General features: G+C 71.2%; 11 protein-coding genes. 1 reads left to right on the top strand and 10 read right to left on the bottom strand.

Features of this window, described 5'->3' with window-relative positions; all coding sequences use genetic code 11:
* Nucleotides 1-114: 114 nt before the first annotated feature.
* The 10 genes from E3T48_RS05820 to E3T48_RS05865 form a co-directional block, all read right to left on the bottom strand.
* Nucleotides 115-774 (bottom strand): response regulator, encoded by a 660-nt coding sequence (locus tag E3T48_RS05820; protein ID WP_134522883.1) that lies wholly within the window; start codon nucleotides 772-774, stop codon nucleotides 115-117.
* A complete protein-coding gene (locus tag E3T48_RS05825; protein WP_134522884.1) occupies nucleotides 771-2,099 on the bottom strand; it encodes a sensor histidine kinase in 1,329 nt (442 codons plus the stop codon). The genes E3T48_RS05820 and E3T48_RS05825 overlap by 4 nt, the downstream gene beginning before the upstream one ends.
* A 10-nt stretch (nucleotides 2,100-2,109) precedes the next feature.
* On the bottom strand, nucleotides 2,110-2,979 hold the full coding sequence (locus E3T48_RS05830; RefSeq protein WP_134522885.1) for an ABC transporter permease: 870 nt from the start codon (nucleotides 2,977-2,979) through the stop codon (nucleotides 2,110-2,112).
* On the bottom strand, nucleotides 2,976-3,908 hold the full coding sequence (locus tag E3T48_RS05835) for an ABC transporter ATP-binding protein (RefSeq protein WP_134522886.1): 933 nt from the start codon (nucleotides 3,906-3,908) through the stop codon (nucleotides 2,976-2,978). The genes E3T48_RS05830 and E3T48_RS05835 overlap by 4 nt, the downstream gene beginning before the upstream one ends.
* 140 nt (nucleotides 3,909-4,048) lie before the next feature.
* A complete protein-coding gene (locus E3T48_RS05840; protein ID WP_134522912.1) occupies nucleotides 4,049-6,154 on the bottom strand; it encodes an acyl-CoA dehydrogenase family protein in 2,106 nt (701 codons plus the stop codon).
* Nucleotides 6,155-6,476: 322 nt separating this feature from the next.
* Nucleotides 6,477-7,061, bottom strand: coding sequence for a class I SAM-dependent methyltransferase (locus E3T48_RS05845; RefSeq protein ID WP_134522887.1), 585 nt, complete (start codon nucleotides 7,059-7,061; stop codon nucleotides 6,477-6,479).
* A gap of 16 nt (nucleotides 7,062-7,077) precedes the next feature.
* Complete coding sequence (gene recQ / locus E3T48_RS05850; RefSeq protein WP_134522888.1) at nucleotides 7,078-9,102, bottom strand: DNA helicase RecQ; 2,025 nt, start codon at nucleotides 9,100-9,102, stop codon at nucleotides 7,078-7,080.
* Between the two features lie 129 nt (nucleotides 9,103-9,231).
* Nucleotides 9,232-9,900, bottom strand: coding sequence for a copper resistance CopC family protein (locus tag E3T48_RS05855; protein ID WP_134522889.1), 669 nt, complete (start codon nucleotides 9,898-9,900; stop codon nucleotides 9,232-9,234).
* 9 nt (nucleotides 9,901-9,909) lie between these two features.
* Entirely contained in the window at nucleotides 9,910-10,632 is a 723-nt protein-coding gene (locus tag E3T48_RS05860) for a YcnI family copper-binding membrane protein (RefSeq protein WP_134522890.1), read from the bottom strand.
* A gap of 125 nt (nucleotides 10,633-10,757) precedes the next feature.
* Complete coding sequence (locus E3T48_RS05865; protein WP_134522891.1) at nucleotides 10,758-11,420, bottom strand: hypothetical protein; 663 nt, start codon at nucleotides 11,418-11,420, stop codon at nucleotides 10,758-10,760.
* A gap of 119 nt (nucleotides 11,421-11,539) precedes the next feature.
* Between E3T48_RS05865 and E3T48_RS05870 the strand changes: the two genes are divergently transcribed.
* The gene (locus E3T48_RS05870; RefSeq protein ID WP_134522892.1) at nucleotides 11,540-12,460 is read left to right on the top strand and encodes an EamA family transporter; all 921 of its coding nucleotides are present in this window, start codon (nucleotides 11,540-11,542) and stop codon (nucleotides 12,458-12,460) included.
* Nucleotides 12,461-12,644 lie beyond the last annotated feature (184 nt).

Genomic DNA, 12,644 nt, shown 5'->3' on the forward strand with positions numbered 1-12,644 from the left:
CGGAGCGAAACCGCGGTGCCGGGTTCGTCGGCGCCGCATCCGCCCCGTCGCCGCGCCTGGATCGGCAGCCCGCGCCCGCCGGCGCGAGCGCGCCGTGCGGAACCGGGCGCGGCCTCAGCGGCCGACGAGGCCGAGCCGGTAGGCGAGAATGACGACGTGCACTCGATCGCGCAGCCCCAGCTTCGCCAGGATGCGCCCGACGTGGGTCTTCACGGTCGACTCGGAGAGGAAGAACCGTTCGGCCAGCTCGGGGTTCGACAGTCCCTCCGCGATCGCCAGGAACACCTCGCGTTCCCGCTCGGTGAGCGCGCCCAGACGGGAGGCGTCGTCGTCGTCCGCGGCCGGCAGTTTCGAGCCGAACAGCTCGAGCATGCGCCGGGTCACCCGGGAGGAGACCGATGCGTCGCCGGAGGCGACCGCGCGGATGGCCGCCGTCAGCTCGTTCGGCTGCGCGTCCTTGAGGAGGAACCCGCGCGCGCCCGCGCGCAGGCCGCCGAAGGCGTACTCGTCGAGGTCGAAGGTGGTGAGGATGATGATCCTGCTCTCCGGGCGGGCCGCGGTGATCTGCCGGGTGGCCTCGATGCCGTCGATCCCGGGCATCCGCACGTCCATCAGGATGACGTCGGGCCGCACGCTGGCTGCGAGGGCGATCGCCTCCGCGCCGCCGCCCGCCTCGGCCACGACCGTGAAGTCGTCCTCGGCCTCGAGAACCATCCGGAAACCGGTGCGCAGCAGGGCCTGGTCGTCGACCAGCATGATCCGGGTCTGCGTCATTTGTCTGTCTCCGGTTCGTCCACGTCCATCACGGCCCGCACCTGCCACCCACCGCCGGGGATCATCACCCCGGCCTCCAGCGTTCCACCGTAGAGCGCGGCGCGCTCGCGCAGCCCGATCAGGCCCCGGCCGGGTCGCTGGGCCGGGCCCTCGACCCGGCGCCGGCCGTTGTCGGCGACGACGACCTCGACCCGGCCGGGCGCCGACGCCAGGCGCACCGAGACGAGTGTGGGTTCGGCGGCGTAGCGCAGAGCATTGGTCAGGGACTCCTGCACGATCCGATAGAGCGTGAGCTGCAGGCCGGAGTTGGCCGGGATCCGACCACTGATTTCCAGGCGGGCCGGGAGCCCGGCTGAACGGAACGAGTCGACCAGGTCGACCAGCTGGTCGGCTCCTGGCTGGGGGTTCAGGGGCGCATCCGCTGACGCCGTGTCGTCTGAGCCTGGGCCGTTCGGGCCGTCGTGATCAGCCGGGTTTTCCGGGTCTGCCGGGTCTTCGGCCAGCACCCCGAGCAGGCGGCGCATCTCGGTCATCGAACTCCGGCCGGTGGCCGCGACCTCGCGCATCGCGGCCCTGGACCGCACCGGGTCCTTGTCCAGCAGCGCGTCGGCGCCGTCGGCGAGCGCGACCATGACCGAGAGGCTGTGCGCGACGATGTCATGCATCTCCCGGGCGATCCGCCCCCGTTCGGTGATCCGGGCCAGCTGGGCCTGCTGGTCGCGCTCTCTGGCGAGCTGGGCGGCCAGGTCGACCAGGGCCGCGACGTAGCGCTTGCGGTCGCCGATCGTGACGCCGAGGAGGGTTGACGCGAGCATGAGGATCGCGTACTGGCCGGCCACGCTGGGCCAGGCCGCATAGGTGGCGCCGTCGGCGAGGTACGCGCCGAGCGCCGCGACGCCGACGGCGGCGATCAGCCCGACCCAGGCGCTCCGCACGCCGCGGTAGACCGCCACCGCGTACAGCGCGATCAGGACGGGCACCGTGTCACCCTGCCCCTGGCTCGGGAACGACGCGAGCAGCCCGGCGCACGCGACCCCGAGCACGAGCAGCGGGGCGTGCCGGCGGAAGAGTAACGCGGCTGTGAGCACGAAGGTCACGACAGCGGTCACGACGACGACGGAGGGCCGGGCCGGGCCGCCGGGCGCCGTCAGGTCGATCAGGACGGTGATCGCCATCGGCACGAAGTACACGGCGGCGACGAGCGAATCGGCCAGCCACGGATGCCGTGCCCAGAACCGCCGGGCGACGCCGGGTGGTGTCGGCAGGCGCAGTTCACCCCCGGCAGGCCGGGAAGGCCGTCCGGGGGTGAGCTGCGCGTTTGTCATCCTGTGGACTCTACGCGTCCCGCCGCTTCAGCAGCACCGCTGCGCCGGCCAGGCCGGCCGCGAGCCAGCCGAGAACGACGAGCAGGTCGACCCACCATTCGATCGGCACCTGGCTGAACGACATCAGCCCGAACATGTTGATGCCGGCGTTGGAGACCAGGTAGGGCAACAGCGAGGTCGCCCAGGCGGCGGGGATCATCTGCAGCACTATCGGCACGAGCAGCACGATGCCGAGGACGACGGCGATGCCGCCGGCGCCGCTGCGCACGATCGTCCCGATTCCGAGGGCGAAGACCGCGATCAGGCCCAGGTAGAGGGCCCCGCCGAGCACGGGGAAGAGCACGGCCGGATCGAACAGGCTGGCGTGCAACCCCTTGCCGGAGAGCACGGCCGAGGAGACCAGGTAGGAGCCGACGGTGCTGACCAGGCCGACCAGGAACGTCGCCACGAACAGCACGGCGGCCTTGGCCCAGAGCGCGGGCAGCCGGTTCGGCACGGCGGCCAGAGTGGACCGGATCATGCCGGTGGAGTACTCGCCGCTGATGGTCAGCACACCGAGGACCGCGACGATCAGCTGCCCGAAGAACACCCCGAAGGTCGAGGCCTGGGCCACGAAAATGGCCTGGTTCGCGGCCGGCACCATCGAGACGTCGGCGCCCTGCAGATCGAGCGAGCCGGACATGATCGCGGCCAGCCCGAGCGAGAACGCCACGAGCAGCGCGTACGACCAGACGGTCGAACGCACGCTGCGCAGTTTGATCCACTCCGAACGGATGAGGCCTGCCGCACTCAGCCGGATGGCCGCCGCGTCCTTCCCGGCGCCGGACGGTGTCGCGGCCGGCGCCGCCTCGGAGGCAGTGGGCAGTGTGGTCGTGGTCATCGTGCTGCCTCCTGCAGTTCCGCGGAGCCGCCCGTGCGGTACTCCACCTCGTTTTGGGTGAGGGCCATGTAGGCGTCCTCGAGCGACGCGCCGATGCCGGTGAGTTCGTGCAGCACGATCCCGGCGCCGGCGGCCTGTTCGCCGATCTCCACGGCGGAGATGCCGGTCACCTCGAGGGTGTCCTGCTCGCCGGCCGTGACGGTGACGTCGGGCTGGGCGAGCAGGGTGGCCAGGCGGGTGGCCTGCGGGCTGCGCACCCGCACCGTGTTGCTCCCGGCGCCGCCGATGATGTCGGCGACCGGGGCATCCGCTATGACGCGTCCCCGGCCGAGCATGATCAGGTGGTCGGCGGTGAGCGCCATTTCGCTCATCAGATGGGAGGAGAGGAGCACGGTGCGCCCCTCGGCGGCGAGATGGCGCATCAGGCGACGCACCCACTGCACCCCCTCCGGGTCGAGGCCGTTCACCGGCTCGTCGAGGATGAGCACGGCCGGGTCGCCGAGCAGGGCCGCGGCGATGCCGAGACGCTGCCCCATCCCGAGGGAGAAGCCGCCGACGCGCTTGCGGGCGACGGAGGCGAGCCCGGTGAGTTCGATCACCTCGTCCACCCGGCCGGCGGGGATGCCGTGGGTGGCGGCCATGGCCAGGAGGTGGTTGCGGGCCGAGCGGCCGGTGTGCACGGCCTTCGCGTCGAGCAGCACTCCTACCTCGCGCAGCGGCGCGGCGTGTTCGCGGTACGGCTTGCCGTTCACGGTGACCGAACCGGCGCTCGGCTGGTCCAGCCCCACGATCATGCGCATGGTGGTGCTCTTGCCGGCTCCGTTCGGGCCCAGCAGGCCGGTCACCTTGCCCGGCTGCACGGTGAAGTCGACCGCGTCGACCGCCGTCTTGCTTCCGTAGCGTTTGGTCAGGGACTGTGCCTGGATCATCCGTCTCCTCGTTTTCGTCGTGAGGCCGGTGTCGCACACGCGACAACGGCCACACAACGACGGTACGGGCGACGGATGCGGCGCGCATCGGCCGAGCGGACCCTCCTCGCCCGCCCGGCCTGGTACCTGGGTACGACGCGCTACTTCTTTTTGGGGGCCTTCTCGGGGGCGGGGGCCTGCCCGGACGCCCGCAGGGTGCGGTAGTAGTCGCGGGCCTCGTCCTGGCGGTCTTTCTCGGCGCCGCTGGCGATGCTGGACCGGAGGTGGTCCTGGCTGTAGCCGAAGGCGTCGACCAGGTCGACCGCGTGTGGACGCAGCCGGGCGATGATGCGGTCGATGTAGGCCGTCACCGACTGGGCGCGCTGCGCCGACAGCCTGCCGTTGATCAGGTACCAGGCCAGGTGCTTCTCGATCAGTCCGAGCCCGAAGAGGTCGCGCAGCCAGGTGAGCACCTGCCGGGTGCCCTCGTCATCGGTGGTCTCGACGGCCTGGGTGAAGGCCTCCCACTGCAGCAGCTCGCCGTGCGAACGGGCGGCCTCGATCAAGGCATCCTGGTAGGAGTTGAACAGGGCGGCGGCCGTGGCCGGGAGCTTCGCGGCCGGGCGCAGCTTGCCGGCGATCTCGCCGATCATGGTCTCGACCCGGTCGGTGAGCAGCTCCCGCTGCACGTTGGGCTCCCGGAGGGCCCCGACGGAGCGGGCGGTGGAGCCGAAGTCGGCGACGGTCTGGGCGAGGGTGCGGAGCCCGGTGCCGTGGTAGGCGCGGTCCGCGGCCTGGGCCACGACGTAGCGGGCGAGCACACCGGTGCCGGCGTGCGCGAACTTGCGGCTGTAGTCGGTGAGCAGACGCTTGGCGACGAGCTGCAGCAGCACGTTGTTGTCGCCCTCGAAGGTGGCGTAGACGTCGAGGTCGGCCCGCAGCCCGACGAGACGGTTCTCGGCGAGGAAGCCGGCGCCCCCGCAGGCCTCGCGGGCCTCCTGCAGGGTGTCGAGCGCGTGCCAGGTCGACAACGGCTTGAGCGCGGCGGCCAGGGTTTCCAGGTCCTGTCGGTCGTCGTCGGTGTCGGCCTTGCCGCTGAAGACCTGGTCGAATTTGACCAGGAACTGGTCGTGCGCGAAGGTCTGAGCATAGGTCGTGGCCAGACGGGGCAGCAGGCGGCGCTGGTGGCGCTGGTAGTCGAGGATGACCTCTTCGTCGGTGTCGCTGCCGGCGGTGAACTGGCGCCGCTGGCTGCCGTAGGTGATCGCGATGGTCAGGGCCATCGCCGAGGCCTGGGTGGCGGCGCCGTCGAGCGAGACGCGGCCCTGCACGAGGGTGCCGAGCATGGTGAAGAAGCGGCGCCCGGGGCTCGCTATCGCGCTGCTGTATTTTCCGTCCACGGCGACGTCGCCGTAGCGGTTGAGCAGGTTCTCCCGGGGGATGCGCACCTGGTCGAAGTGCAGCCGACCGTTGTCGATGCCGTTCAGTCCGCCCTTGAGACCGTCGTCCTCGCCGCCGATTCCGGGCAGGAACGCCCCTGTCTCGTCGCGGAGCGGCAGCCAGAACGCGTGCACGCCGTGGTTCACGCCCTGAGTGATCAGCTGCGCGAACAGCACGGCGGCGACGCCGTCCCTGGCGGCGTTGCCGAGGTAGTCCTTCCACGCCGCGCGGAACGGGGTCTGGATGACGAATTCCCGGGTCTCGGGGTCGTAGGTCGCGGTCGTGCCGATGCTGGCGACATCCGACCCGTGGCCGGTCTCGGTCATCGCGAAGACGCCGGGGGTGTCGAGCGTCATGATGCCGGGGAGATAGGCGTCGTGGTGCTTCTTGGTGCCGAGGTGCAGCACCGCCGCGCCGAACAGGCCCCACTGCACGCCGGCCTTGATCTGGAGGCTGGGGTCGGCGGTGACGAGTTCCTCGAAGCCGGCGATGTTGCCGCCGTGGTCGTCGGAGCCGCCCAGGTCCTTCGGGAAGGCGCGGTGCACGTGGCCGTTGTCGGCGAGGATCTTCAGCTGGGCGAGCACACGGTCGCGGTGCTCGGTCATCGACTGGCCCTCGATCCGGTGCAGGTCGGGGCGGGCGGTGAGCTCGCGGGCGAGCACCCGCACATCGGCCCAGGTGCCGAGCAGCTGGCGGTTCAGGGCGGCGATGTTCACGGTCGGGGCGCCAGGGTGACCGGCCACCGTGACCGGGCCGGTGTCGGCGGCCGAAGAAACCGGGGTCCCGGTCTCGTTGAGGGCGGTGGAGCGCTGGGCAGTGTCAACCATCATTGGTCCTTCGTCTTCGCGCGGAATTTTCTTACACGCTAGGTCGATGACCGGACGCGAGGAAATAGTGCGTGACGGGGCTACAACAAAGCGTGCCGGCTCCGGCATACGTCTTGTAGGAATCCACAGCCGTATCACGGTTGGGGTCGCGCATGTCCACAAACAGGCCCGAGCGGGCGTGACCGCCCGGCCCGGTCGTCCTGTCAGATTCGACGGAGATTTTCTCGAGAATGTGGCTTTTGGCTCGAAATCACCGCCTAATCCACAAAATCTCCGTCGAACTCGACCGAGCGACGGGGCGCCGAAGTTCGCGGAGGACGGGTCACGCAGGGTTGCGGGCGAGGACGTGGAAGACGTGCCAATGCCGCGGGCCGAAGGCCGATTGGCCCTCTCGGTCGTCCTCGACGAGCTGAAGGACGCTCAGCCCGGAGAGCAACCCGGTGACCTGTTCGAGGCCGTGGAAGTTCATGTCCGTGCGCGATCCCCAGGAATCGTGGGGGCCGAACAACTCTCCGGCGAAGAATCCGCCCGGTTTCACGGCCGAACGGATGCCGGACCACAGTCGGGGGAACGCTGCGGGCGCGCAGAACGGCAGCGCGAACCCGGAGTAGACGAGATCGGCGTCCGGCAGGTCGGCGATTTCTTCGAAGCGAGCCTGGGTGAAGTCGAGACGGGCGAGGTCGTCGGGGGCGAGGTCGTCCATCAGTCGCGTTCTCGCCACCGGGTCCGCATCGTAGGCATGCACCTGCCAGCCGAGGGACAGCAGATGGCGGGTCTCCACTCCGGCACCACTGCCGAGGTCGAGCGCGATGCCGGGCGCGGCATCTCCGCGCAGCCTGAGGGTGTCCAGCAGCACCGATCGCACCGCCCGGCCGGCCTGCGCGTCGTAGAAAGCGGTCCAGTCCATGGTTTTTCCCCGGCCGTTACGCGCCGGCCGCGACGACCTCGAGGATCGCCGCGCCATAGGAATCGAGCTTCTTGGCGCCGACCCCGGAGATGGCGTCGAGGTCGGCCAGGCTCGTCGGCCAGGTCGCGGCGATGGCGAGCAGGGTCGCGTCGCCGAAGATGATGTATGCGGGCACCCCCTGCTCCTTGGACTGCACGGAGCGCCAGGTGCGGAGCGCCTCGAACAGGGTCTCCTGCTCGGGGCTGAGGTCGGCCGCGGCTGCCTTCGCCGCGCTCTTCCTCGCCCCGGCCGCCGGGCGGGCGGCCCGTTCGGGTTCGGTGCGCAGTTCGACGGTGCGACGCCCGGCGAGCACCTCGGCGGCGGCATCCGTGAGCACGAGCGTGCCGTACTCGCCGGAGGTGGCGAGGAACCCCTGGGCCAGGAGCTGGCGCACGACTCCGCGCCATTGCTGGTCGCTGAGGTCGGCGCCGATGCCCCAGGTCGCCAGCTGGTCGTGGCTGTGCTGGGTGGTGCGCGGGGTCACCTTGCCACGAAGGATGTCGATCAGCTGGCCGGCGCCGAAGCGCTGGTTGCGCTCGCGCAGCAGGCGCACCACGGTGGAGAGCAACTTCTGCGCCGCCACGGTGCCGTCCCAGCCGACGGGCGGCTCGAGGCAGGTGTCGCAGTTGCCGCAGGGTTCGCTCGGCTGGCCGAAATAGCGCAACAGGTTCACCCGGCGGCAGCTCACGGTTTCGCAGAGCGCGAGCATGGCGTCGAGGTGCGCGGAGAGTTTGCGCCGGTGCGCGAGGTTTTCCAAGGCACTCGCCTGCACTGAGCCTGTCGAAGTGTCGATCATGCGGCGCTGCTGCACCACGTCCTGCAGGCCGTAGGTGAGCCAGCCGGTCGACGGCAAGCCGTCGCGGCCGGCACGGCCGGTCTCCTGGTAGTAGCCTTCGACAGATTTGGGCAGGTCGATGTGGGCGACGAAGCGCACATCGGGTTTGTCGATGCCCATACCGAACGCGATAGTGGCGACGATGACGACGCCGTCTTCGCGGAGGAACCGGGCCTGGGTGCGGGCGCGGAGGCCCTGGTCGAGGCCCGCGTGGTACGGGAGGGCGTTGACCCCGTTCTGGCGCAGGAACTCGGCGGTCTGCTCCACGGTCTTGCGGCTGAGGGCGTAGACGATCCCGGCGTCACCCTGGTGCTCGGCGCGGATGAAGGCGAGCAACTGCTTGCGCGGTTCGGCCTTGCCGACGATGCGGTACTGGATGTTCGGCCGGTCGAAGCTCGCGACGAAGTGGCGGGCCTGGCCCAGCTGCAGGCGGGTGGTGAGTTCCTTGTGCGTGGCATCCGTCGCCGTGGCCGTGAGCGCGATCCGCGGCACGTCGGGCCAGCGGTCGGCCAGTTCGGACAGGGCCAGGTAGTCGGGCCGGAAGTCGTGCCCCCACTGCGACACACAGTGCGCCTCGTCGATGGCGAAGAGCGCGATGGTGCCCCGGTCGAGGAAGCGCTTGGTGGCCTCGGAGGAGAGCCGCTCCGGGGCGACGTAGAGCAGGTCGAGGTCTCCGGCCAGGTAGTCGCGTTCGACCTGGCCGCGCGCGGCGGAGTCCTGGCTCGAGTTGAGGAACGCGGCGCGCACGCCGACCGCGGTCAAAGCGTCGACCTGGTCCTGCATCAGGGCGATCAGCGGCGAGATGACGATGCCGGTGCCCTCGCGCACGAGCGAGGGGATCTGGTAGCAGAGGCTCTTGCCGCCGCCGGTGGGCATCAGCACGACCGCGTCGCCGCCGCCGATGACCTGGTCGATGATCTGCGCTTGTTCTCCGCGGAACGAGTCGTAGCCGAAGACCGTGCTGAGGGCCTCCGCGGCCGTGGCGAACTTCGCGCTGGCGCGTCGGGGGGCGGCTACCGGGAGCCGCCCCCCGGCGGCCTGACCGGGCGCGGCGGATTCCCCCGCGAACGCCGCGTCGGCGTGGCCCTCCGGCGGGGGCGGGGCGTCGAAATCGTCGGGTGGTTCGAACTCGTCAGGATCCCACGGTATTTCGGCGTTCCAACTCACCCGGCAACTCTACCTGCGACCTCCGACGGCCACCTCTCGACAGACTGGGTCACCGGCGACGAGCCACGGTGATCGAGCTTGTCGAGATCCCGGTGGCGGGTCTCGACAAGCTCGACCACCGATGCTCAATCAACGGCGACTGAGCCGAGGGGGCTCGGCGCTCGGCGTCCGGCCGCGCCGATTGACCGCGAGCAGGGTGCCACCGATGGCCAGGACCACGGCGCCGAGGGCACCGCCGATCCAGGCCAGGTCGGCGAGGCCGGGGCCGTCGCCGGCCGGGGCGGATGCCGCGGCATCCGGCCCGGTCGTCGACGCGCCGCCGCAGGTGGGCAGCGTCGGCGACCCCTCGGCCAGTTCCTGGCCGGCGGCAGGCTGCCAGGTGAAGGTGAACTCATCCGACACGGCGTGCCCGTCGGTGGAGACGACCTGCCAGATCACGGTGTACTCCCCCGGCTGGCCGAGCTGGGCCGTGGTCTCGATGCTCGGCCCGAACGGCGTGACGCAGCCGTCGCCGTAGTAGAGCGGCGTGACCGCGCCGGCGGGGCCGCGGATCGCCATGGCGTTCCCGGAGCCCTCACCGTGCAGGTTGAGCAGCTGGTCGTTGGTCGTGACCGTGAACGTGCCGGGCTGCTCGGTCACGACCGCGCCCTCGGCCGGCGACGAGCCGACCACGGAGTTGTGCGCGAAGGCCGGCGCGGCCGACCACCCGACCAGCGCCGCGACGACGGTGGCGGCGCCGAGCGCCCTGACCGACCAGCGCCGGGTCGCGGCGCCGGTCGTCACTCTGTTGTCTCGCATGGAACGAGCCTAGACCGACCGCGTGCTGCGTCGTCCGGTCACGGCCAGCACGATGCCGATCGCGCCGACCACGAGCCCGCCCACCCCGAGCACCCGGGCGAGCACATCATCCCCGGCAGCGCCGCCCGACGACTCCTCGGCATCCGTGGCACCGGCCGCGTGGCCGTGCTCGCCCTCGGCGACGGCAGCGGTCACCGTGATGGACGGCGCGGGGTGCTCGGGCTCTGCCTCGCCCTCCACGGTGTGCTGGTCCCAGGTCGTGGACCCGCCGGCGCAGGTCTGCAGCAGCGGGAACTCGAGGGTCTTCCCGGCCGCGTCGGCCGGGAGCGGCACGCTGAGGTCGAAGGTGGTGCGCAGCCCGTCTTCCATCGGGGTGATGGCCGTGTAGACGACCGCGCCGATCCGGGTGCTGATCGTGTTCCCTTCCTCGTCGCTGATCGGCTCGGCCAGGTCGACCGCGGTCTTGGCCACTGTCCAGTCGGGATTGACCGTGGGGGTGACGCTGACGACGCTCTCCGGGATGGTGATGCTGATATTCGTGGTGGGCGAGCCGTCGCAGCCGTGCGGCAGCGCGAAGCTGAGCACCGCGTAGGAGCCCGCCGCGGTGGACGACGGGTTGATGTCGATGTGGGCGCTGGCCGCGAGCGGGGCGGCGAGGGCCAGGAAGCTGCCGGCGGCGAGGGCCGAGGCGGCGAGGGCGGTTTTCTGGAACGTCGTTCTCTGGAACTGCATGGGGTGTCCTTGCTGTGGGGCGCACCAGCGGGAACGCAGGAAGAGGCCTGCAGGGGTGGGCGCGGTGGCGCAATCGGTCTGGTCTGAAATGGTGTCCGACGCGCGGAGCCGGCAGGCGGGCGGCGTCAGGCGGGCAGGGAGACCGGCGGCGGGCCGCGACGCCGCATGCTCGAGAGGAGTACAGCCGGGTCGCGAGGAGTGAGGACCCGAGCGGTTGTCACCGTGCGTCGCGGCGACCGCGGCGACGGCGCGAGGCAGTGGTGCGCGAACAGCGCACGGATGACCAGGCGCGCGTTCTCGAGGAGACCCCAGAATGCGCGTTCACCGACGCGGAGCGCCAGGATCGTCACGGCGGCGGCGACGAGGTGGGCCAGCCACATGCCCATGCCGCCGGCGGGGCCGCCGGACATGGCTCCCGGCGTGGCGGCTGAGTCGGACCGGCCTGCCCCGGCCGGGCCGAGGAGCGCGCCTCCGAGCAGGCCGGCGACCATCTGATGGTCGTGCGGGGCTCCGGTGGCAGCGGTTCCGATTGAGCCGCCTGACCCGCCGAGCGAGAACAGGCCGTGGAAGATCAGCTGGCTGGCGAGCACGGACAGGCTCACCCGCCCGAGCGAGAGGGTGCGGCCGGCCAGCCCGATGCAGACGATGCCGGCGAAGGCGAGGGACAGTGCGACGGGAAGGAGGCCGGGGCCGGACCCGCCGCCGAGGGTGTGCGACAGCGCGGCGACGAAGGTCGAGAACCCGGCGGTAATCCAGCCACGGGCGAAGCGGGCCCACCGTGTGGTCACTGTCGCCCCCCTCGGCCAGGTCGCTCCCACCCTACCCGGCGGCCGGGGCGGAGCAGGACCGTGGCGGGCAGGCAGGCCGCCGCCCCGGCTCCGCCACCGCTCGATAGGCTGGGCTTCTCATGCTCACCGCGGGACTCGGCCTCATCGGGGCACTCACCTTCGGCAGCGCCGACTTCCTCGGCGGTCTCGCCGCGAAGCGGATGAGTTCCATGCTCGTGACGGCGGTCGCCGCGGCATCCGGCCTGGCGGCGCTGCTGCTCGCGCTGCCCTTCGTCGGCGGCTCCTGGTCACCCGAGGCCGTGTTCTGGGGCGCGCTGTCCGGGGTCAGCGGCGCCATCGCCATTTCGCTCCTGTATGCCTGTCTCGCGATCGGGCCGATGAGCATCCTGTCCCCGCTCACCGCGGTGGTCTCGGCGGTCGTGCCGATGGTGGCGGGGCTGGCCGGAGGCGACCGGCTGGCCCCGATCGGCTATTGGGCCCTGGGCCTGGCCCTGGTCGCGGTGGTGCTGGTCGGCTTCGTTCCGGAGAAGGGCGCGGTGCGTCCGAGCACCATCGGGGTGCTGATGGCGCTGGGCTCCGGCGCCATGATCGGCGCGTTCATGGTCATGATCGACCTGACCCCGGACGACAGCGGGCTGGTGCCGCTGGTGTTGAACCGGGCGGTGAACGGCACGATCATGTTCGTCCTGGTCGGCGTGCTGGCCCTCGTCGGGCGGCGACGGATGCCGGCCGCCGCCGCCGCGCGCGTTTCGCGGCAGGCAGCCGCTCCAGACTCCCCCTCGAGGCTTGCACGACGCCCGACCCTGCTCGTGGGGCTTCGACTGGCGGCGGCCTGCGGCGTGGTCGATGTCATCGCGAACTTCCTGCTCCTCCTCGGCATTCGGGCAGGGGACCTCAGCGTGATGAGCGTGCTCACGGCGATGTACCCGGCCGGCACGATCCTGCTGGCGGCAGTGGTGCTGGGGGAACGCATCGCCCCCGTGCAGTGGCTGGGCCTGGCCCTCGCGCTGGGCGCCGCCGGGATGCTCGCCTCCGCCTGATTGCGGGCCGCGCCGGTGCGGGCGCACCCGGGGCGAGTGTCGCTGTGGGGCGGCCACCCGAGGCAGCCCCACAGCAACTCATCGTCCGGGTCATCGGCCACAAACCCGATTTGTGACGGAGAATCCGAACGGATGCCACGACTCGCGTGCGAGCCGCAGATAAGGGCAGCATAGGGTGCAGCGC

This window comes from Cryobacterium fucosi, from assembly GCF_004403515.1.
Classification (GTDB): domain Bacteria; phylum Actinomycetota; class Actinomycetes; order Actinomycetales; family Microbacteriaceae; genus Cryobacterium; species Cryobacterium fucosi.

Coding starts and splice junctions, on each gene's coding strand:
- E3T48_RS05840 (WP_134522912.1), bottom strand. CDS start 6,154: ATGGTTGACACTGCCCAGCGCTCCACCGCCCTCAACGAGACCGGGACC.
- E3T48_RS05860 (WP_134522890.1), bottom strand. CDS start 10,632: ATGCAGTTCCAGAGAACGACGTTCCAGAAAACCGCCCTCGCCGCCTCG.
- E3T48_RS05855 (WP_134522889.1), bottom strand. CDS start 9,900: ATGCGAGACAACAGAGTGACGACCGGCGCCGCGACCCGGCGCTGGTCG.
- E3T48_RS05835 (WP_134522886.1), bottom strand. CDS start 3,908: ATGATCCAGGCACAGTCCCTGACCAAACGCTACGGAAGCAAGACGGCG.
- E3T48_RS05820 (WP_134522883.1), bottom strand. CDS start 774: ATGACGCAGACCCGGATCATGCTGGTCGACGACCAGGCCCTGCTGCGC.
- E3T48_RS05830 (WP_134522885.1), bottom strand. CDS start 2,979: ATGACCACGACCACACTGCCCACTGCCTCCGAGGCGGCGCCGGCCGCG.
- E3T48_RS05825 (WP_134522884.1), bottom strand. CDS start 2,099: ATGACAAACGCGCAGCTCACCCCCGGACGGCCTTCCCGGCCTGCCGGG.
- E3T48_RS05870 (WP_134522892.1), top strand. CDS start 11,540: ATGCTCACCGCGGGACTCGGCCTCATCGGGGCACTCACCTTCGGCAGC.
- E3T48_RS05845 (WP_134522887.1), bottom strand. CDS start 7,061: ATGGACTGGACCGCTTTCTACGACGCGCAGGCCGGCCGGGCGGTGCGA.